Below are 20,424 nucleotides of genomic sequence, written 5' to 3' on the forward strand. Positions count from 1 at the left end.
CCGAACCTTCGGTCGGCTCCTGTGGATGACGGCGCACCGATGCGATGGAGTTCTGCACCTGGAAGGATTGCGCGCATGACTACGGCACGCCCCGCACGGAAGACCGGTTCGCCCGGACGGCCCGGCTACGACCTCGACTCGCTGCTCGCTGTCGCGGTCAAGGTGTTCAACGACAAGGGCTACGACGGCACCAGCATGGAGGTGCTGGCCCAGCGCCTGGGAATCACGAAGTCGTCGATCTATCACCACGTGTCCGGGAAGTCGGAGCTCCTCGAACTGGCGCTGTCGCGCGCGCTCAACGCGCTCTTCGCGGTCACCACCGAGGAGAAGGCGACGAGCGGCCGGTACATCGACCGCCTCGAGTACCTCGTCCGCCGCAGTGTCGAGGTACTCGCCGCCGAACTCCCGTACGTCACGCTCCTGCTGCGCGTCCGGGGCAACACCGCGGTGGAACGTCGCGCACTCGCCCGCCGCCGCGAGTTCGACGCCTTCGTCAGCGACCTCGTGGTCGCGGCGGCGGAAGAGGGCGACCTGCGGCCCGGAATCGATCCCGCACTCACCAGCCGGCTCGTGTTCGGCACGGTCAACTCGCTGATCGAGTGGTACCGCCCCCGCACCGGCGGGACGGTCGCCGACCTCGCCGACGCCGTCGTCGAGCTGACGTTCGACGGGCTGCGCCGCGCCTGAGCGAGACGTCACTGGTGCGCCCTACGACGAGAGGCTGGACCTCGATCGAATCGTCCACCGTCTTGCCCGTTCGGACAGTTGGGTGCGCAGCCGCGCTCGGACATCGGCAGGCACTTCTCCTGCAGCGACACTCTCCAGAATCGTCGACAGTCTCCGGTCGAATCCGGGTGTCGTCATACCGAACCCGATCCAGATCTCGTCGGGAGGTGGACCACCGTAGGGCAGCCACCGGCACGCGAACTCGAGGATGGCTGCGTCCACCCTCTCCAACCCGCTAGCCACGGTCAGACCGTGACGGCGAGGTTTTCGAAGATGGTGGCATTGGCCATGCCGCCGCCTTCGCACATCGTCTGCAGTCCGTAGCGGACGCCCTCGGCGCGCAGGTGATGCACGAGGGTGGTGGCGAGCCGGGCCCCGGATCCGCCGAGCGGATGCCCGAGAGCGATCGCTCCGCCGAGCGCGTTGACCCGTTCGTCCGGTGCCCCGGTCGCCCGCAGCCAGGCACCGACGACGCTGGCGAAGGCCTCGTTGACCTCGAAGGCTCCGATGTCGTCGAGGGTCAGGCCTGCGCGGGCGAGCACCCGCGCGGTGGCGGGGATGGGTCCGGCCAGCATCGCGACCGGGTCGTCGCCGACGACGGTTGCGGTGTGTACCCGAGCCAGCGGGGTCAGTCCGAGGTCGCGGGCCCGGTCGCCGGACATCACCAGCAGTGCTGCGGCGCCGTCGGAGATCTGTGAGGCGTTGCCCGCGGTGATGCGGCCGTCCTCGCCGAAAGCCGGCTCCAACTGGGCGAGCTTCTCGAGGGTCGTGGTTCGGCGGATCCCCTCGTCGGCGTCGAGTTTCGTTCCGTCCGGCAGGGTCACCGGCACGATCTCGCCGGCGAATCGGCCTTCGTCGACCGCCGCGGCGGCGCGCTGATGTGAGCGCAGGCTGTACTCGTCGAGCCAGCCGCGGCTCAGTTCGTACCGGTCGGCGAGGATCTCGGCGCCGCGGCCCTGGTTGAACTCGATGCCGTCGTAGCGTCGCCGAATCGCCTCGCTGTTCGGGTCACCGAGGCCGACGCGCCGCGCCGATCCCATCGGGATGCGGGTCATCGACTCGACGCCGCCCGCGACGACGATGTCGTACTGGCCCGCGATCACTCCCGCCGCGGCGAAATGCAGTGCCTGCTGGCTCGATCCGCACTGCCGCTCGATCGTGGTGCCGGGAACCGACTCGGGCCATCCGGCGGCCAGCACCGCGTTGCGTGCAATGTTGCCGGCCTGCTCACCGACCTGTCCGACGCATCCCCACACGACGTCGTCGACCGACGCGGCGTCGACCCCGGCCCGGTCGAGCAGCGCGGTCAGGACGGTCGCGGACAGGTCGACGGGGTGGACCTCAGCGAGGCCGCCCTTGCGGCGGCCGATGGGGCTCCGTACGGCCTCGACGATGACTGCATCACGCATGGTGTGTTCCTGTTCTCTCGTTCTCGGTGATCACGTCGCGGTCCAGACCGGGGCGCGGCGTTCGGTGAAGGCGGCGGCGCCCTCGCGGGCGTCGTCGGAGTCGAAGACCGGCATCACGATCTGCCGGGTCCGCTCGAACATCTCCGCGTGCGGCCAGCCGGGAGACTCGTCGATGACCCGCTTGCTGGCCCGGACTGCGAGCGGCCCGTTGCCGGCGATCTCGTCGGCGAGTTCGAGCGCCGCCGCCAACACCTCGCCCTCGGGGGCCAGCCGGTTGACCAGCCCCAGCGGGTGCAGTTGCGCGGCGGTCACGGTCTTGCCGGTGAGCACCATCTCCAGCGCCACCGCTCGCGGCAGCCGTGCGGGCAGCCGGGTCAACCCGCCCGCGGCGGCGACCAGGCCGCGGCGGACCTCGGGCAGGCCGAACGTCGCGGTCGGCGCGGCGACGACGAGGTCCGCCGCCAGGACGATCTCGAAACCGCCCGCGAGCGCGGGACCGTCGACGGCGGCGATCAGGGGCTTGGCGGGCGGCGCCTCCACCAGCCCGGCGAATCCGCGACCCTCGACGCGTGGGCTCTCACCCCGCAGGAAGGCCTTGAGATCCATTCCTGCGCAGAAGTATCCGCCGGCTCCGGTGAGCACACCCACTCGCAGCCGCGGATCGGAGTCCAGCAGTTGAACCGCCTCGGCGACGGCCTCCGCGACCGCACGGTCCACCGCGTTGCGGGCCTGCGGTCGGTTCAGCGTGATGACCAGCACCGGCCCCACCCGTTCCGTCAGCACGACCGGTGCGGGCGCCTCTGCGGTCACCTCGGTGCCATCCGGATCGCACCGTCGAGGCGGATCGTCTCCCCGTTGAGCATCCCGTTCTCGATGATGTGCTCGGCCAGCGCGGCGAACTCGGACGGCTCGCCGAGCCGCTGCGGATGCGGAACCGAGGCCGCCAGCGCGTCCCGGATGTCGTCGCGCGCATTGAGCAGGAGGGGTGTCGCGAACACGCCGGGCGCGATGGTGCACACCCGGATCCCGACGCCGGCGAGGTCGCGGGCGGCGGGCAGTGTCATCCCCACGATTCCCGCCTTGGACGTCGCATAGTTGATCTGCCCGATCTGGCCCTCGTACGCGGCGACGGACGCGGTCAGGACACATACGCCGCGGTCGCCGCCCCGCAATTCGTTCGCGGCCATCGCCTCGGCCGCGAACCGCAGCACGTTGAACGTCCCGATCACGTTGAGCCGGATCACCGACTCGAAAGGCTCGAGGTCGGCGGCCTTGCGGTCCTTGGTGAGCACGCGCATCGGCCGTCCGCGGCCTGCGCAGTGCACGACGGCCCGCACCGGGCCGCGCTCGGCCGCGGCGGCGAAGGCCGCGGCCACCGCGTCGCCGTCGGTCACGTCGGTCGGTACGAACCGTGCGGCGGGCCCGAGCGCCGCGGCCTGCTCTGCCCCCGGCGAACCGGGGAGATCGAGCAGGGTGACGGTGGCGCCGGACTCGACCAGCCGGGTGGCGGTGGCGAGTCCGAGTCCGGATGCTCCGCCCGTGACGACGGCGTTGATGTCCTTGATCTGCATGGATGAACCTTCGATGTGGCCGGGCCCCAGTGGTGCCCGGAATGGTGTGGAGTGCGAGATGCCTAGAGCCCCATCGACTTCGAGATGACACTCTTCATGACTTCGCTGGTGCCGCCGAAGATCCGGGTGACGCGGGCATCGGCGTACAGTCGCGCGATCGGGTACTCGGTCATGTAGCCGTAGCCACCGTGCACCTGCAGGCACTTGTCGATGACCCGGGCCTGCACCTCGGTGCAGAACAGCTTCACCTTGGCCGCGTCGGCGGGAGTGAGGGTGCCGGCGTCCAGGGCGATCAGCGCCTGGTCGACCAGGGCCTGCCCGGCCTGCAACTCGGTCGCGCACTCGGCGAGTACGAACTTCGTGTTCTGGAAGCCGGCGAGCGGCTTACCGAACACCATCCGCTCCTTGGCGTACGCGATCGCCAGGTCCACCGCGGCGGTGGCCGTGGCCTGCGCGGTGATCGCGATCGACAGCCGCTCCTGCGGCAGGTTGTGGGCCAGCATCTTGAAGGCGGCGCCCTCCTCGCCGAGCAGGTTGGCCGCGGGCACCCGGACGTTGTCGAAGGTGAGTTCGGCGGTGTCGCTCGACTTCATCCCGATCTTGTGCAGGTTGCGACCGCGAGTGAACCCGGGCATGCCGGATTCGACCACCAGCAGCGACAGACCGCTGCGGCGATTCTCGGGATCCTTCGAGGTCCTCGCGACCACGATCGCGAGGTCGGCGTTGATGCCGCCGGTGATGAACGTCTTGTTCCCGTTGAGGACGTAGTCGTCACCGTCGCGGACGGCGGTGGTGGTGACACCGGCGAGGTCGGAGCCGATGCCGGGTTCGGTCATCGCGATCGCGCTGACGAGCGCACCGTCGGCGAAGCCGGGGAACCAGCGGTCGCGTTGTTCCTCATCGGCGTATTCGAGAAAGTACGGGAGCACGGTGTTCAAGTGCACCTGAAAGCCCCCGAGAGAGGCTGCCGCGTAACCGATTTCCTCGTACACGACGGTGTTGAACAGGAAGCTGTCGATGCCGCCGCCGCCGTACTGCTCGGGCACCTGCAGTCCGTTGATGCCGAGTGCCGCGGTCTTGGTGTAGAAGTCGCGGGGGATGCAGCCGGCCGCCTCCCAGTCGGGCAGGTTCGGGACGATCTCCTTGGCGATGAACTGGCGGACCACGTCACGGAAGGCATGGTGGTCGTCGGTGAAGATGGTGCGTTGCATGGTGATTCCTTCGAAAATGGGTCGACGGTGAGTGCCGTCGACGGATTTCAGCGGCCGAGCGCGACGACGCCGTCGGCTGCCAGCGCATCGAGCGCGTCGGTCGGGTAACCGAGTTCGGCGATCACTTCGGCGGTGTGCTGCCCCAGGTCGGGCGCACCTGCCGTCGGGAGCTTCGGGACACTCTCGAGGTGCCACGGCGTGCCGAGTGCGGTCGCAGGCACGCCGTCGGGGCGGCTGACCTCGATGAAGAGCCCGGAGGCCTGGACGTCGGGACTGCGCATCGCCTCGGGATAGGTGTTGATCCGCCCGGCGACGACACCGTTGGCGGCGAGCACGTCCATCGCCTCGTCGCTCGTCATGGTCGCGAACGCGGCGCGCAACTCGGTGAGCAGGGCGGGGCGGTTGCGGACCCGGCTCTCGTTGTCGGCGAACCGGGCGTCGTCGGCGAGTTCCGCCCGGCCCAGCAGTCGGCACAGTCGCCGGAAGTGGACCTCGGAGTAGGCGGAGACCACGACGCTGCCGTCGCTGGTGGGCATGATGTCGGCGGCCGGGGCGACCGTCGGCTGACCGTTGCCCATTCGCCGTGGTTCGTTGCCGGTGTCGAGGTAGGCGCCCCAGTTCGGGGCCTGCAGATGAATGGCGACCTCGAGCAGCGACACCTCGACGGTGTCGCCCTCGCCGGTGCGCAGGCGCCTGATGTACGCGCCGAGGATTGCCTGGGCACAGACGTAGCCGGTGGCGGCGTCGACGATCTGGGCACCGACCTTCTGCGGCTCGCCGTCGTGCTCGCCGGTCACCCACATCAGACCGCTCTCCGCCTGCGCGGCGATGTCGAGGCCGGCTCGATTCCTGGACGGTCCGTGCAAGCCGAACCCGCTCACCGTCGCGTACACGAGGTGCGGATGCGCGGCACGCATCTCCTCCGCGCCCAGACCAAGCTTGTCCATCACCCCGGGGCGCAGATTCTGCACCACGATGTCGGCGCCGGCGATCAGACGGCGGGCGATCTCCTGACCGCGCGGGTCCTTGAGGTCGAGCGCGATTGCCCGCTTGCCGCGGTTGTAGTTCTCCACCATGGCTTTACCGTGCGCGCCGATTCCACGTGCGGACTCGCCGTGCACCGGTTCGACCTTGATCACGTCGGCGCCGAGGTCCACCAGGACCTGGGTGGCGGCGGGGGCAGCGATGAATTGACCGAAGTCGATGACGCGGACGCCGTCGAGGGGCTTGTCGATCATGCGGTCTCCTCGGCACGCCGGCGGATGAGGGTGATGTCACGTTCGGGGTTGACCAGGAACACCGCGATCGCACTACCGACGATCATCAGGATCCCGCTGATCAGGAAGCCGGTGCCGTAGCCGGAGATCTTGTCGGCCGCCCGGCCGACCGAGAAACCGAGTACGAGTGGTGCGACCATGCCGGAGATACTCGACACAGCGCCGAGGCCACCAAGGACCATGCCGCGTTTACGGGACTGCACGACGTCGGCGATTGCCGTCAACGCCACGCCGTACGCCGCGGTGTTGAGCGAGAAGGCCAGGGACACGAGCAGGATCTGCAGCAGTCCGGCCGACACGATGGTGAACCCGACCATGGTGATGCCGGCGCCGGCGATCAGGCCGGCCGACAGGTAGCCGCGCGCAACCTTCCGGGAGACGCCGCGGGAGACGAGGCGATTCGAGAACCATCCGGCAGCGATCGCACCGACCGCCGCGAGTCCGTAGGGAAGCATGACCAGCCGACCGGTGGTCAGGGTGTCGTAGCCGAGACCGTCTTCCAGGTAGACGGGGAGCCAGGACACCTTGAGCGTGGTGGACCAGTACGAGCAGAACATCAACAGCGCGATCCCGATCACGGTCCCGGTGCGCAGGATCGTCCGGTACGGGGCGTCGACGGTGTCGACGACGGTTGCGGTTGCCTGGGCCGGCTCGGCGGCCTCGCCGGGTGCGCCGCGTCCGAGGAGGATCCAGGCGACCACCCAGACCAGACCGACCGTGATCAGGAGGTAGAACGCGGCGTGCCAGTCCCAGCGGACGATGATCCAGGTCAGCACGGGTGCAGCGATGAGGACACCGAGCGAGGATCCGGCGGTGACGAAGCTGCTCGGCAAGGCACGCTTCTCCGGCGGGAACCAGGAGTGAACGGCGTGGTTGGCGAGGGCGAAGGCCGGGCCCTCGGCGAACCCGAGGACGAGCCGGCAGGCCACCAGGACGCCGAAGGTCACGGTGCCGGTCAGGGGCACCATGGTGGCTACCCAGAGCAGCATCAGTCCGGCCAGCAGCCATCGGATACTCACCCTGGACGACAGCCAGCCGAAGAACAGGGCGCCGGCGGCGAACAGCCAGAAGAAGCTGCTCTGGATCATGCCGAACTGTTGCGGCGTCAGGCCCAGATCCTTCTGGATCTGGACGCCGGCGAACGCGATGACGGACTTGTCCGCGAAATTGATGAGCATGAACACGACGAGCAGTCCGGTAATCATCCAGGCGCGCCGGGTCAGCGCCGATCTGGTGCGCCGGGACGCTGCGGTGGTCGGCGTCGATACTTGAGTCATAGGGCCTCTTCGGAAACGAACCGTCGCGACGTGTCTGCGTGGCGTGAACCAGTCCGGACGGATCTCGAATGCGACCTTCGATCGATCCGGATCCCGTCGCAACGGTGTGATCAGGTACACACCATTGAAGTCCCGAGTATCGATCGGGTCAAAGACCAGAAAAGTAGGAGAAATACTGCAATTGCCTATGAGTTCGTGGCGCGCGCGTTGTCGTCGCGAATCCGGCGGTCGAACTCGGCCCGCGTCAGCTTTGCGGCCTCCACGAGGGAAACACCGGAGGACATGAGCGCGGCGATGGACGTGGCGAACTCCTCGAACGACGCACGGGCGCAGGCCAGGAACTCCGTGGACGCGTGAGTCATCCGGCCGGGACGGCGGACCACGCCCATGCGGCGGGTGAGCCGCGGCGAGAGTTCACGCACCACCCCGCCGCGCAGCATCGCGTCGAGTCCGCTGCGCAGGGCCACGATCGACACCCCGCCGCCCGCGAGAACGATCGGCAGCACGGCACCACGCTGACGCACCTCAACCGCGACGTCGGGTTCGACGCCGCGCCGCCGTAGCGAGCGATCGATGAAATCTCGCGTCGCCGTGCCCTTTTCGCCCATGACGAAGGGAACACGGGTCAACGCCTCGATCGGCACCGGGTCCGGCCACCGGGCGTCGGTGCCGGGCGGACACACCAGGACGAGCTGCTGATCGATGAGCTCCTCCCCGACGAGGTCCTCGGTCGGGAGGGGCAGCGCGAGAATGCCCAGCTCGCACGCCCCCGACCGGACCAGCGACACGATATCGGCGGTCTCGTCCCGTTCCTCGATGTGGAACCGCACGTCGGGGTACTGCCGGCGGAACTTGGCGACCCACACCGACAGCGGATCCGAGGACAGGTCCGAGAGCGAGGCGATGTCGATCCGGCCGCCGCGCATCGCCCCGACGTCACGCACGGCGTTCTCGGCCGATTCCACCTCCCGCAGGATGCTGCGTGCCGGGCCGACGAGCGCCTCACCGGCAGGCGAGAGCACGAGGCCACGGCCGACGCGATGGAACAACTCGACGCCCAGGTCCTTCTCGAGCTTGCGCACCGCCTGCGACAGCGACGGCTGCGCCACACGTAACTGCGCTGCGGCGCGGGTGACCCCGCCGCAGTCGACTACAGCGAGGAAGTACTCCATCTGCCGCATGTCCATGCTCTGAATCTAGAGGTACCCGCACCGCGGCGGAGGGCCGATAGGGATCTCCCGCGAGTGTGCGGCGACCGGCCGAGAAGGGTATGCCGCCGGTGGCCGGGTGAACTACCGTGCGCCGCATGAGTGTTGTCCTTCTGGTCCGTCACGGACAAGCATCCTTCGGCACCGACGACTACGACCGCCTGTCGCCACGCGGCCGAGAACAGAGTCGCGCCCTCGGCACCGAGCTGAATCGTCGCGGCATCGCTCCCGCCCGCACAGTCACCGGAAACATGAAACGCCAACGAGAGACGGCTCAGGAGGCAAGCACGGCCGCCGCCTGGCACACGACTGACCCCGACATCGATCCGGGTTGGGACGAGTTCGACGCGAGCGACCTACTGGCTGCGAGCGGTGAGCACGATCCGAGGGCGAAGACGGATTCGCGCGCCTTCCAGCGGCTGCTCGAGCGGGCTTCCACACGGTGGTCGTCCGGTGACCACGATGCCGACTACGTCGAGACGTTCGGTGCGTTCACGACCCGGGTCGACGCGTCCCTCGACCGCGTTGCCGAAGGGCTCGAACGCGGACAGACCGGTGTCGTCTTCTCCAGCGCCGGTGCGATCGCCTGGGTGACTGCCCGGCTGCTGGGGGGCGGCTTCCCGCAATGGCTCGCTCTGAACAGAGTCGCGGTCAATTCCGGCGTCACCAAGATCGTGATCGGCTCGTCGGGGACGTCCCTCGTGGCGTTCAACGAGCACGGTCATCTCCCGGACCCCTGGGTCACCTACCGGTGAGACTTTCCGCCCGCTCGTGGGCCACGATCAGCTCGACCCGCGAGTTGTAGCCGGTTTTCTTGTAGAGGCGGGTGAGGTAGGCCTCGACGGTCTTGCTGCTGTAGTGGAGAACCTCGGCGATCTCCCGGTTGCTGAGGCCGTCTCGGACCAGCGTGACGAGTTGACGCTCCACATCGGTGAGAGGTCCGGGTGCCCCCGACTTGTCGGCACGTCTGTCGAGGACGAGACCGCGCGACCGGCCGGCGGCCTCGACCCGCTTCAGCCACAGCGTCGCGTCCATCTTCTTGAACAATGCCCAGGCTGCCTCGAGGTGATCGGCGCCGTCCCGGCCGACGACGCCGAGCGCATGGTGGGCCTGCGCCGCGATGAAGTGCATACCCTGCTCCTCGGCCTCGAGAAGCACTTCACGTGCGCGGTCCACGTCACCGAAGCTGCGGGCATGGCCGATGCCGGATGCCATCCGGGCCTTGGGTGAACCGATGTCCTCCGCAAGGCGGCAGAACTCGTCCGCGACGTGCCGAGCGGCCTCGACCTCTCCCGACGCCAGGTAGCCCTCGACCAGACTCGTGTGGGTGATGGCCCCGACCTCGTTCCAGCCGCGGATTCCCGCTTCCGACCGCAGTCGCTCCAGGACCGGCATGGCGTCCTCGAACCGGGATCTCGACACCTCGACCGACGCCTGCACTGCCTGCCAGATCGCGAAGTCGATCCGGCAGGAGGCCGGCGGCTTCGTCGCTGCCAGCACGGACGCCGCACGCCGGAAATCACCTCGGCCCGTGAGGATCTGCACCTCCACGCCACGTAGGCGAGCCAGAGTGCTGCGCATACCCGAGAACTCGAGATGGACGGCCTCCCGGGCAATCGTCTCGGACGCCGCGGTCCATTCGCCGGCCGTGTACTCGGCGAGCGCGCGAGCGAGTACGGCTTGCCCGCCCAGGTTTCCGAATCCGGCGAGTCCGGCGGCTTCACCCGCCTTCGTCAGCAGCGCGTTCGCGCGACCGGTCGCGCCTGCCGTGGCGGCGTGGTGCGCTGCCGACTCCAACGCACCGGTGCGCGTGCCCACCGGGAGTTCCCGCTCGCCGGTCCCGAGCATTGCGAGCTGGTCGACAGCCTCGAGTGCGTTCGGGAACGTCCCGACGGAGGCTTCGACCTGACCGAGGTACGTGTAGGCGATCACCTGGTCCGCCGGCGTCGACTCACGCACCTGTGACCAYGCTGTCGCGGCCAGGACGCGCGCCTGATCCGTGTCACCGAGGCGCGCCGCCATCGCCGCCCGTTGCGCGAGGTAGGGCGTCGGGTCTCTCGCCTGCCCCGCCTCGGCGACCAGTAGGTCTGCAGCACTCTGCGGATCGCCCATCGCGCTGTGGCAGTGCACGATCGTCGCCACGGTGCGGTCGCGGGAACGGCCCGCCTCGAGAAGTCCGAGCGCTTTTCTGCCGGCTTCGATGGCCAGGGCCGGCCGCGCACCCTTCCAGTACGCCGCGGACTGCCTGCGGAGTATCTCGCCGGCGGCGGCGTCCGCGCGTGGCAGCAGATCGAGCGCCCGGCCGTACCATCGGGCAGCCGCGCGCGGCGACGTGCGCAGCGCTCGATCGGCGGCACGCAACGCCACCGTGACCGCGACCATGTCGCCGCGCGCCGCGCCCTCGGTGGCGTGCCGGGCGCGCTCGAGGGCCGGCATGCCCAGCTCGCTGTCGGTGCCCTCGATCCGCGTAGCAATCGCAGCATGGACGCGGCGGCGCTCGGCCGGACCGATCTCGCCATAGAGCAGCTCACCGATCAGTGGGTGGCCGAATTCGTACCACCCGGACCCCGTTGCCACCAGCGCGCCGCTCGAGACCAGTGAGTCGAAGGCGGCCCGGACCTCGCCCAGCGACCTCTCGGCCAGTTCGGCGAGGAGCGGAAGGTAGTCCAGATCCACCCGTCCGAACACCGCGACCAGACGACCCAGTGCGCGGACGGCGTGGTCCCGGGGAAACAGCCGGTGGAGCAACGCCGCAGGGCGCGGGAACTGGGGCGGGGAATCATCGACCAGGTAGCCGATTCCCTGTTCGATGCGGAGTGCGCCCGCAGTGTGCAACGCGTTCACCGTTTCTCGGACCAGCAGCGCGTTCCCCCGCGTCCGCTCGGAAAGGTAGCCGGTCAGTCGCTCGTCGGGCACGGCGTCGAGGACCGACTCGACCAGTCCGCCGAGGGCCCGCCCCTCGACTGGCCGAACCTCGAGAACCGTCCGCGCCTGTTCGCTCACGAGGGGGCCGATCGTCGCGAAGAGACGTTCGCCGGTCATCCACGGCCGAGTCCGCGAGGCGAAGATCACGAGGAGCGGGCGGCCCGCCAGATGCCGAGCGGCGAGGGTCACGGCGACGAGACTGTCTTCGTCCGCCAGGTGCGCGTCGTCCACGACCACGACCACGGGCGACGAATCCGTCATCGACTGCAACAGCGCCGTCACACCACTCGGATCGCTCGACACCGTGCTGTGGCCGAGGACTCCCACGAGAGTGCGCACCGTCGCGTACGGGATGTCGTGGTCGTACTCGTGCGCCGCGGCGTACAAGCACGTCCATCCACGCCTGCGGGCCGCGTCGAGCGTGCTCCGCAGGAGGTGTGTCTTGCCGGTGCCGGCCTCACCGTGAATCAGGTACGTCGAACCGGCACCGGCACTCAATCGTTCTAGGGCGCAGTCGAACACGAACTCGTTCACAACAACTAGGCGAGACTCAGCCGAAGCGGCATGGCCTTCCATCCTCGCAGCGTGTTGTTGTGATAGCGACGTACGGGTGCCGCAAGTTCGATGCACGTCACACGGGTCACGAGAACCTCGAGCAGGCACTCGGCCTGCAGACGCGCCGCGTGCTGGCCCACGCACTGGTGGATCCCCATCCCGAAGGCCACGTGCCCCGAGGGATCTCGCGAGAGGTCGAACCGATCAGGGTTGTCCCACCGGCGCGGGTCACGATTCGCAGCGGCGTAGCACAGCAGCACCCTCGTCTCGGCCGGTATGACGGTCCCGGAGATCTCGACGTCGGCCGACGTCTTGCGGAACAGCATCTGGACCGGCGACTCCCAGCGCAGCGCTTCGTCGAAGGCGACTCGGGCGAGGTTGGGGTTCTGCCGAAGAGCCGCCCACTGATCGGGATGTGTGGCGAATCCATAGAGCATCGCGGAGAGACCGTAGACGGTCGTGTCGACACCTGCCGACAACAGCGAACGCGTGAGGAGCGGCGCCAGTTCGTGCATGATGTCGCCGCGGTCGGCGGCCGCCCAGATCTCGCTGCCGAATCCTTCGGGTTTCAGGGACTCCCGGGCACACTTCGCAGTGGCCCATTCCGCCAGTGCCTCGCTCCGGCATTCCCCCTGCAGTACCCGTTCGTTTCGCGGCCCCAGGGCATTGAAGATGTGATCTGCGTAGGGAACGAGATTCTCCCGCTGCTCCTCGTCGATGCCGGACGCGTCGGGAAAGAAGTTCACCGGAAACACGGCCGCGATGTCGTTGTATCCGTCGATCTCGATCGCGTCCCCGGCAGCCGTGCCGCCGAGCAGGTTGTCGATCAGCGTCTCGGCCTGCCGTGTGCAGGCGTCCTTCATCGCACGTAATGCTCGTGCGGACAGAATCGACTGCAGCACCTCGCGGGGTGCGTCGTGCTCGGGCGGATCGGTCTGAAGTAGTCCCCGGGCCCGCCACGGCTCGTTCAGGCCGACTCCGGAACCGGAGGTCATGCCCTGCCAGTTCGAGAGCGCGCTGTGGACTTCGTCGTAACGCCCGACGGCGTGGACGTTGTACCGGGGCAGGAAGACGACAGGCCCGGATTCACGCAGTCGCTCCTGGAACGGCAGCGGGTTCTCGAGGGTCTCCGACGAGAAGGGGTCGTCGTCGAGGGACGGGGCTGTCGAGCCCTGCCGTCCGGTGGTATCCGTAATCGACACTGTCAACCTCCTATAGATCCAGCACGAGTCGTTCGGTGATCGAACGTGACACACAGACGAACATCCGGTCTCCCTTGGCGCGCTCCGCATCACTCAGGAGTGAATCCCGATGATCGGGAACACCGCCCACGACACCGACTTCACATGTGCCGCAGACTCCCTCGTTGCACGAAGACAACACCGGGATGCCGGCGGCGTCCAGGGCCTCGAGAACCGTCTGTTCGGTACCGACGGTGACGGTCCTGCCGGAGTGGGACAGTTCGATCGTGAAGGGTTCGGTGCGGACCGGTGGCGGCTGGGAAGGCGCAACGAACCGCTCGAACCGGACGGCCCACCCGGGCCAGTTCGTGGTGGCGGATTCGACCGCCGCCAGCAGGGGCTCGGGTCCGCAGCAGTAGACCTTGACCCCCTCCGTCGGCTTGTCGAGGAAATCGAGCGGCAGATGACCCGATTCGTCCTGCGGCCACACCGTGACGCGGTCTCCGTATCGAGCCAGTTCTCCGAGAAAGGCCATGGAGCGACGCGACCGACCGCCGTAGAGCAGGTGCCAGTCGATTCCCAGCTTCTCGGCTGCGGCAATCATCGTCATGATCGGGGTGATCCCGATGCCGCCGGCGATGAATTCGTATCGGCTCGCCTGAGCCAGACCGAAATTGTTCCGCGGGGTGCCGACACTGAGCATGTCCCCGACGGCCAGATTCTCGTGAATGAACTGCGATCCGCCCTGGGAGTTCGGCTCCCGCAACACGGCGACCTCGTAGGCGGAGGCATCCCACCGGTCGCCGCACAACGAGTATTGCCGCACCTGGGAACCACCGTCCGCGGTCGGCATGACCAGGTCGATGTGCGCGCCGGGCGTCCAATGCGGGAGCCGCCCACCGGACGGCTCCTCGAGCCGCAGTTTCACGACGCCGTCTGCCACGACGTCCTTCCGCGCGACCTCGAGCGTCTGGTTTCCGGGTCGCCGCGTGACCGGCGATGCGGGCGAGGACGAGTCGACACCATGCTGAGCAAGATGATTTGGCACGTCATGATCATGCGCGGGTCCTGCTGGTGAGATCAATGTCTCACTCACTATCAAGGCGATAGCCACAGTCGCCTGCCGAACGGGCCCTACACACGACAGTGTCCCCCTCACCTGGGTTACAGGTCAGGGGGACACGGGTGGGACGTCACGGCGAAACCGACTCGCTTCGTGGGCGAGCGGGCCGAACGAACTCAGCAGAGGCCGACCGAGGGGTCAGGCACTGCGTCGTGCGGCCTGGCGGCGAAGTTCATTGCGCGCCAGCGCGTTCTTGTGCACCTCGTCGGGTCCGTCCGCGAACCGCAGCGTGCGGACATACGCGGCTGCCGGAGCGAGGAAGAAGTCCTGTGAGAGTCCGCCGGCGCCGTGGRCCTGGATTGCCTTGTCGATGATCCATTCGACGGTCGACGGAGTGGCGATCTTGATTGCCTGGATCTCGGTGTGTGCGCCCTTGTTGCCCACCGTGTCCATCAGCCAGGCCGTCTTGAGGACCAGCAGGCGCAACTGCTCGAGACGGACCCGCGATTCGGCGATCCAGTCGCGAATCACGCCCTGTTGGCTGAGTGGCTTGCCGAACGCCACGCGTTCGTCGGCCCGCTCACACATGAGCTTGATCGCCCGCTCCGCAATACCGATGGCGCGCATGCAGTGATGGATCCGGCCGGGTCCCAGCCTGGCCTGGGCGATCCCGAAGCCGTCGCCCTCGTTGCCGATGAGATTGGCAACCGGAACCCGTACGTCGGTGAACTCGATCTCGGCATGTCCACCGCTGTGATGGTCGTCGTACCCCAGGACCTTCATCGCGCGCGTGATGTGGACGCCGGGGGTGTCCCGCGGTACCAGGATCATGCTCTGCTGGCGATGCCTGTCGGCCGACGGATCCGTCTTGCCCATCACGATCAGGATCTTGGCGTTGGGATTCATCGCACCGCTGATGTACCACTTGCGGCCGTTGATCACGTAGTCGCCGCCGTCGCGAACGATACTGGTGGAGATGTTGGTGGCGTCCGAGGACGCGACGTCGGGCTCGGTCATGGCGAAGGCCGAACGGATCTCGGCCTCGAGCAACGGGGTGAGCCACTCCTTCTTCTGCTGCTCGGTGCCGAACATCGACAGCAGTTCCATGTTGCCGGTGTCCGGGGCCGAACAGTTCAGCGCGGCGGGAGCGAGGAGCTTGCTGCGGCCGGTGATCTCGGCGAGCGGCGCGTACTGCACGTTCGTCAGCCCGGCACCCTCGGCCCCGGGGAGGAAGAGGTTCCACAGCCCACGGCTGCGTGCCTCCGCTCTCAGCTTCTGCAGGATGGGAGACTCCGACCACGCGAAGCGGTCCTCGAGGCCGTCCAGCTCGTCCAGGTACGCCGCCTCGGCCGGGTAGACGTGCCCGTACATGAAATCGACGAGTTCCTTGCGCAACCCGTCGGTCCGGGCGTCTGTCGAGAATTCCATCTACTTGTGCTCCTTCAGTGAGTCGAGCCCGAGTTCGAGCAGCAACGGCACAGTGCTGCCGCTGTCCTCGAAACCCGCACCCACGGTTTGACGATTGATGTGTCGATACCGGACGCCCTCGGAGATCGCGGCGAGCTTGAAGCAGGCCAGACCGAGGTGGAAGCCGAATCCCTCCAGTTCGCGACCGCTCTCGGCTTCATAGTGTTCGATGATCTGTTGCTCGGTGAGGTATCCGGGTGCCAGCGTCGCGTCGTACTTGGCCGGTTCCGTCGAATCCCGTTCGGACACGAGCTTCGCTCGCCGCTGATAGGTGAGCATCAAGGCCAGGTCCAGAAGCGGGTCACCCAGCGTCGCCAGCTCCCAGTCGATGACCGCGGCAGGCATGTCGTCGGCGCCGACGAGCACGTTGTCCAAGCGGAAATCACCGTGGACGATGCCCGCGGCCGACGTCGTGGGGACGGCCGCGACGAGTGCCGTGTAGAGCTCGTCGGCGCCGGGGAGATCGCGGGTGTAGGACGCGTCCAGCTGCGTCTTCCAGCGTTTCACCTGCCGTCCCAGGAAGCCCTCGGGGCGACCGAAGTCGTTCAGGCCCACGTCTCGCGGTTCTACCCGGTGCAGCTTTGCGAGTGTGCGTACCAGCTCGACGGAGATGGCTCGGGTTCGAGCCGCGCCGAGTGGCCTGAGCTCGTCCGCGTACCGATAGGGCACGCCCTCGATCCGCTCCATGAGGTAGAAGTCGGTGCCGAGAACGTCCTTGTCGTCGCAGTAGGCGATCATCGCCGGCACGGGGACGTCGGTGGTTCGAAGTGCGCCGGCCATTCGGTACTCCCGGCGCATGTCGTGAGCCGTCGCCATGACCTCGCCCAGTGGCGCACGACGCACGATCCACTGGTTTTCACCGTCGGAGAGGTCGTAGGTCAGATTCGATTTCCCACCCTCGATCAGCCGGGCCGACAGTTCCCCTGCCACCAGGCCCGGTCGCTCCCCGGCCAGCCAGTCGGTGATTCGATCGAGATCCAGCCCGGGCGGGGATTGGGGACGCGTCGGGGCGGCACCTGTCTGTGTGTTCTCCATGTGCGACCTCACGCCCGTGCGAAGGCGGGGACTATCTGCTCGTAGCTGATAGCGCCTTCCTTCGCATTTCCGAAGCGGACGGCAAGGTCGATCATGTGGTCGACCTGATCCCTGGGTGCCTTGAACATCGGTTGCAATTTCGGCGCCACATCCTGCGCGTAGTGCTCGATGTAGGCCTTGGCGATTTCGGGTGCGTTGCCGTCGAAGGTGCCGGAGTTCAGGATTTCCGCCGCTTCGTCCTTGTGGGAGAGCATCCATTCGCTGCCCTCCGACTGTGCTCGAAGCCAGTTCTTCAGCACGTCCTCGTGCTCCTGGGCAAAACTTTCGCTGGTGGAAATGCAGACCACGGCCTGGTTGCGCAACGTCTCGGGCATCGACGGCCTGCCGAAGTCGAGCAGCACCGATCCGCCGGTCTCCCGGGCGATGAACAGCCCCGAGCTCCATTGGACCGAGACGTAGCCGTCGAGTCGCCCGGCTTTCATGTTCGGGATCGCCGAGGCAGACGGGCCGACCGCCAGATGGGTGACGTCGGAGGATTGCATACCGGCCAGCTCCAGAGCGAGGTCCAGTTGCAGGTCACCGCCCGCGCCGATGGCGCTTACCCCGATCGACTTGCCTTTCAGCGACTGCATCTTCTCTTCGAAGGTCGCGTCTTCGCCGGGCCAATTGCCGTTCGGGCCGACGACGATCCCGTAGGTGGTGGACACGTTCTTCAGACCGATGATGACCGGTCGCTTGCCCTGTGTGCTGTTGGCGTGGGCACCCATCAGCAGCAGGGTGTCGGAGCTGTAGCCGTTGACAGCGCCTGCGGAGACGAGCTGCAGCGCCTGCACACCGCTCTGCGGGGTGATGAACTTCGGAACGTTGAGGTTGTTCCTGGCGAAGTCGTTGTTGGCGAGATTCACCGCATCGAGGAGGAAGGTGTCACCCGGAAACGACCCGATGGTGAACTTGGCGGCCTGGCCCGAGGCACCCGCGCCCAGTCCACCCCCGCAGGCCGCCAGCAACGAGGTGGCGCCGACCGCCGCCGTGCCGAGACCGAGATACTTCAACATCGACCTTCTCGAGATGTTGCTGTCCAATGCCCGCAGTTCTCCGAAGGGCGAGTCACCTTGCTTCGACCCAAACATTCGTACTCCTAGTGATTAGTGCATGCCTGGTGGCCTGACGATGTGCTGCCCCCGGTTTCCGCAAACTGGCTACCGGCCGATCCCGGTGTGCTCCATCACCACTCGGCCGACGGTCTTTCCGTCCCCCAGGCTCTGCAGGGCCGCAGGCACCCCGTCCATCGAGACCCGTTGACTGACGAAGGGATCGATGGCTCCGGAGTCAGCCAGCGTGCACAGTTCCTGGTGGCATCGATCGACCGCGCCGGGATTCTTCGTGTTGTAGAGCCCCCAGTGAATTCCCAGGATCGAGTAGTTCTTGACCAGCGCGTGGTTGAGCGCCGCGGTCTGGATCTCGCCGCCCGCGAAGCCGACGACCAGAATCCGCCCCTCGAACGCAATGCATTTGGTCGAACGGTGGTAGACGTCGCCTCCCACCGGGTCGTAGATGACGTCGGCGCCTCTGCCTCCGGTGAATTCCTTGACGACCCCGACGAAGTCCTCCTGCCGGCGGTCGACGACGACATCGGCACCGAGCTGCCTGGCGTAGGCGGCCTTCTCCTCGCCGCCCACGACACCGACGACCCGGGCACCGGCGGCCTTGCCGAGCTGGATGGCCGCGCTGCCGACACCGCCGGCGGCCGCGTGAACCAGGAGGGTCTCCCCCTCTCGAATCCTGGCCAGCCGATGGAGTCCGAACCAGCCGGTCTGATACCCGATGAACAGGCAGGAGGCCTGCGCGTCGTCGAGTGAGGCCGGCGCCGGATGGGTCGTGCTCTGGTCCATCAAGGCGTACTCGGCGAATCCGCCGTAGGGAAGAGTGGTCAGGCCCAGAACACGGTCGCCTACCGCTGCCCGTACGACGTCCGGCCCGACCGCGACGACCTCGCCGCAGACTTCACGTCCGGGGGTGAAGGGCAGGTCGGGGCGCACCTGGTACTTGCCACGGCACATCAGCACGTCCGGGAAATTGGCTGCGCCCGCCAGGACACGCACGAGGACCTGCCCTGCACCAGGTTCGGGAACATCACCTTCGACGAGTTGCACGACGTCGATCGGCTCGCCGAGCTGGGTGACCGACCAGGATTTCATGCGGCGGGGAATCGATGTGCTCATGCTGTCTCGAATTCGACGAGGGGCTGACCGGACGCGACGCTGTCACCCTCGGCGACGTGGACTGCCACGATCGTGCCTGCATCTTCGGCGAGGATCGGGATCTCCATCTTCATGGCTTCGAGGATCATCAACGTCGCCTCCTCCTCCACTCGGTCACCCGGTGCGACGAGGATCTTCCACACGTTGGCACCCATATCCGACTCGATCGTCTCTGACATCTCACGCACTCCTTCTGGCCAAGTTCTTTTGTCTCTGTTGGATCTTCTCGACCACACCGGTGTCGTAACGCCCGCTCGTGAATTCTTCCGAGCCGAGCACGTGTTCGAGGAAAGGCTTGTTGGTGACGAGCCCCTCGATCACGAACTCCCTGCAGGCCGCGAGGGCGCGGGCGTGCGCCTCCTCACGGGTCGCGCCGAACGCGCAGACCTTGGCCAGCAACGAGTCGAAGTGCGGCGTCACCTCGGTGCCCGCCGTATAGCCCGAGTCGACCCGGATACCGGGCCCGGTCGGCTCCTGCCACACGTCGATCGGCCCCGGGCGCGGGAAGAACCTCTTGGGGTCTTCCGCGCAGATCCGCAACTCGATCGCGTGACCGCGCGAAACGGGGGCGAAACCCGGTGTGGTGGTGCCCGACTCCGCGATGCTCAACTGCTGCTCGACCAGATCGACACCGTGAGTGAGTTCGGTGATCGGGTGCTCGACCTGGATGCGGGTGTTCATCTCGAGGAACACGAAGTCGCCGGTGACGGCGTCGAGCAGGAATTCCACCGTACCTGCATTCCGATAGCCCACGGCCTGGGCGGCCGCAATCGAACTCTCGACGAGGCGCTCTCGCAGGGCCGGATCCAGGTGCGGGGCCGGGCTCTCCTCGATCAGCTTCTGGTGACGCCGTTGCGTCGAGCAATCCCGTTCTCCCAGAGCGACGATCGAACCGTCCTCCAGACCCAGGATCTGGATCTCGACGTGCCGCGCGGACGACACGTACCGTTCGACGAAGACCCGATCGGAACCGAAGCTCCGCGCCGCCATCGACTTGGTGTTCTCGAACGCCTTGCGCAGGCCTTCTTCGTCGTGAGCAACGGCCATGCCGATTCCGCCGCCGCCGGCGGATGCCTTGACCATCACCGGATATCCGAGACGTTCGGCCTCCGCGACGGCTTCGTCGCCCGTTTCGAGCGCCGCGCCGACGTCACCGCTGATCGGCACACCGGCAGCAGCCACGACCCGGCGCGACTCGACCTTGTCACCCATCACCTCGATGACCTCGGCGCTCGGGCCGACCCACGTCAGTCCGGAC

General features: G+C 67.4%; 18 protein-coding genes. 2 read left to right on the forward strand and 16 right to left on the reverse strand.

Translation table 11 applies throughout. From position 1 onward, the window contains the following. Positions 1-75: 75 nt before the first annotated feature. Complete coding sequence (locus tag AC1DWT_RS30765) at positions 76-687, forward strand: TetR/AcrR family transcriptional regulator (RefSeq protein WP_012689589.1); 612 nt, start codon at positions 76-78, stop codon at positions 685-687. A 284-nt stretch (positions 688-971) separates the two neighbouring features. Here the strand turns inward: AC1DWT_RS30765 and AC1DWT_RS30770 are convergent, their stop codons facing one another. The 7 genes from AC1DWT_RS30770 to AC1DWT_RS30800 all read right to left on the reverse strand — a co-directional run bounded on the left by AC1DWT_RS30770 (position 972) and on the right by AC1DWT_RS30800 (position 8,658). Further along, the gene (locus tag AC1DWT_RS30770) at positions 972-2,135 is read right to left on the reverse strand and encodes a thiolase family protein (protein WP_095862234.1); all 1,164 of its coding nucleotides are present in this window, start codon (positions 2,133-2,135) and stop codon (positions 972-974) included. A gap of 30 nt (positions 2,136-2,165) precedes the next feature. Further along, a complete protein-coding gene (locus AC1DWT_RS30775; protein WP_206013515.1) occupies positions 2,166-2,945 on the reverse strand; it encodes a crotonase/enoyl-CoA hydratase family protein in 780 nt (259 codons plus the stop codon). After that, positions 2,942-3,706 carry an SDR family NAD(P)-dependent oxidoreductase gene (locus tag AC1DWT_RS30780; RefSeq protein WP_095862232.1) on the reverse strand — a complete coding sequence of 255 codons (765 nt, stop codon included), beginning with the start codon at positions 3,704-3,706 and terminating at the stop codon, positions 2,942-2,944. Before AC1DWT_RS30780 ends, AC1DWT_RS30775 begins: the two co-directional genes overlap by 4 nt. A 62-nt stretch (positions 3,707-3,768) precedes the next feature. Further along, complete coding sequence (locus tag AC1DWT_RS30785; protein ID WP_206013516.1) at positions 3,769-4,917, reverse strand: acyl-CoA dehydrogenase family protein; 1,149 nt, start codon at positions 4,915-4,917, stop codon at positions 3,769-3,771. Between the two features lie 47 nt (positions 4,918-4,964). After that, a complete protein-coding gene (locus AC1DWT_RS30790; RefSeq protein WP_072937225.1) occupies positions 4,965-6,155 on the reverse strand; it encodes a CaiB/BaiF CoA transferase family protein in 1,191 nt (396 codons plus the stop codon). Next, positions 6,152-7,471 carry an MFS transporter gene (locus AC1DWT_RS30795; protein ID WP_206013517.1) on the reverse strand — a complete coding sequence of 440 codons (1,320 nt, stop codon included), beginning with the start codon at positions 7,469-7,471 and terminating at the stop codon, positions 6,152-6,154. The genes AC1DWT_RS30790 and AC1DWT_RS30795 overlap by 4 nt, the downstream gene beginning before the upstream one ends. Positions 7,472-7,656: 185 nt before the next feature. After that, positions 7,657-8,658 (reverse strand): LysR family transcriptional regulator, encoded by a 1,002-nt coding sequence (locus AC1DWT_RS30800; protein WP_095862230.1) that lies wholly within the window; start codon positions 8,656-8,658, stop codon positions 7,657-7,659. A 119-nt stretch (positions 8,659-8,777) separates the two neighbouring features. On the opposite strand from AC1DWT_RS30800, the gene AC1DWT_RS30805 reads away from it, so the two are divergent. Continuing rightward, entirely contained in the window at positions 8,778-9,434 is a 657-nt protein-coding gene (locus AC1DWT_RS30805) for a histidine phosphatase family protein (protein ID WP_206013518.1), read from the forward strand. On the opposite strand, the gene AC1DWT_RS30810 is transcribed toward AC1DWT_RS30805, so the two are convergent. From AC1DWT_RS30810 to AC1DWT_RS30850, 9 genes are all read right to left on the reverse strand, one after another. Beyond that, entirely contained in the window at positions 9,421-12,138 is a 2,718-nt protein-coding gene (locus tag AC1DWT_RS30810; RefSeq protein ID WP_477923542.1) for a helix-turn-helix transcriptional regulator, read from the reverse strand. The genes AC1DWT_RS30805 and AC1DWT_RS30810 overlap by 14 nt on opposite strands. A 5-nt stretch (positions 12,139-12,143) precedes the next feature. After that, a complete protein-coding gene (locus AC1DWT_RS30815) occupies positions 12,144-13,361 on the reverse strand; it encodes a cytochrome P450 (RefSeq protein ID WP_257015569.1) in 1,218 nt (405 codons plus the stop codon). A 10-nt stretch (positions 13,362-13,371) separates the two neighbouring features. Beyond that, the gene (locus AC1DWT_RS30820) at positions 13,372-14,388 is read right to left on the reverse strand and encodes a PDR/VanB family oxidoreductase (RefSeq protein WP_477923544.1); all 1,017 of its coding nucleotides are present in this window, start codon (positions 14,386-14,388) and stop codon (positions 13,372-13,374) included. Positions 14,389-14,601: 213 nt separating this feature from the next. Beyond that, on the reverse strand, positions 14,602-15,831 hold the full coding sequence (locus AC1DWT_RS30825; protein ID WP_477923545.1) for an acyl-CoA dehydrogenase family protein: 1,230 nt from the start codon (positions 15,829-15,831) through the stop codon (positions 14,602-14,604). Further along, the gene (locus AC1DWT_RS30830) at positions 15,832-16,905 is read right to left on the reverse strand and encodes a phosphotransferase family protein (RefSeq protein WP_477923546.1); all 1,074 of its coding nucleotides are present in this window, start codon (positions 16,903-16,905) and stop codon (positions 15,832-15,834) included. An 8-nt stretch (positions 16,906-16,913) separates the two neighbouring features. Further along, a complete protein-coding gene (locus tag AC1DWT_RS30835; RefSeq protein ID WP_477923548.1) occupies positions 16,914-17,810 on the reverse strand; it encodes an ABC transporter substrate-binding protein in 897 nt (298 codons plus the stop codon). Positions 17,811-18,104: 294 nt separating this feature from the next. Then, the gene (locus tag AC1DWT_RS30840; RefSeq protein ID WP_072937219.1) at positions 18,105-19,103 is read right to left on the reverse strand and encodes an NADPH:quinone oxidoreductase family protein; all 999 of its coding nucleotides are present in this window, start codon (positions 19,101-19,103) and stop codon (positions 18,105-18,107) included. A 20-nt stretch (positions 19,104-19,123) separates the two neighbouring features. After that, entirely contained in the window at positions 19,124-19,345 is a 222-nt protein-coding gene (locus AC1DWT_RS30845) for a biotin/lipoyl-binding carrier protein (RefSeq protein WP_072937218.1), read from the reverse strand. A gap of 1 nt (position 19,346) precedes the next feature. Continuing rightward, the coding region (locus tag AC1DWT_RS30850) for an ATP-binding protein (RefSeq protein ID WP_477923550.1) at positions 19,347-20,424 on the reverse strand (1,078 nt) is incomplete at its 5' end.

The organism is Rhodococcus sp. P4_B6, from assembly GCF_056402215.1.

Excerpts from the sequence above, each read along its gene's own strand:
- AC1DWT_RS30765 (WP_012689589.1), top strand. The coding sequence starts at position 76 with ATGACTACGGCACGCCCCGCACGGAAGACCGGTTCGCCCGGACGGCCC.
- AC1DWT_RS30770 (WP_095862234.1), bottom strand. The coding sequence starts at position 2,135 with ATGCGTGATGCAGTCATCGTCGAGGCCGTACGGAGCCCCATCGGCCGC.
- AC1DWT_RS30780 (WP_095862232.1), bottom strand. The coding sequence starts at position 3,706 with ATGCAGATCAAGGACATCAACGCCGTCGTCACGGGCGGAGCATCCGGA.
- AC1DWT_RS30785 (WP_206013516.1), bottom strand. The coding sequence starts at position 4,917 with ATGCAACGCACCATCTTCACCGACGACCACCATGCCTTCCGTGACGTG.
- AC1DWT_RS30790 (WP_072937225.1), bottom strand. The coding sequence starts at position 6,155 with ATGATCGACAAGCCCCTCGACGGCGTCCGCGTCATCGACTTCGGTCAA.
- AC1DWT_RS30795 (WP_206013517.1), bottom strand. The coding sequence starts at position 7,471 with ATGACTCAAGTATCGACGCCGACCACCGCAGCGTCCCGGCGCACCAGA.
- AC1DWT_RS30800 (WP_095862230.1), bottom strand. The coding sequence starts at position 8,658 with ATGGACATGCGGCAGATGGAGTACTTCCTCGCTGTAGTCGACTGCGGC.
- AC1DWT_RS30805 (WP_206013518.1), top strand. The coding sequence starts at position 8,778 with ATGAGTGTTGTCCTTCTGGTCCGTCACGGACAAGCATCCTTCGGCACC.
- AC1DWT_RS30830 (WP_477923546.1), bottom strand. The coding sequence starts at position 16,905 with ATGGAGAACACACAGACAGGTGCCGCCCCGACGCGTCCCCAATCCCCG.
- AC1DWT_RS30840 (WP_072937219.1), bottom strand. The coding sequence starts at position 19,103 with ATGAAATCCTGGTCGGTCACCCAGCTCGGCGAGCCGATCGACGTCGTG.
- AC1DWT_RS30845 (WP_072937218.1), bottom strand. The coding sequence starts at position 19,345 with ATGTCAGAGACGATCGAGTCGGATATGGGTGCCAACGTGTGGAAGATC.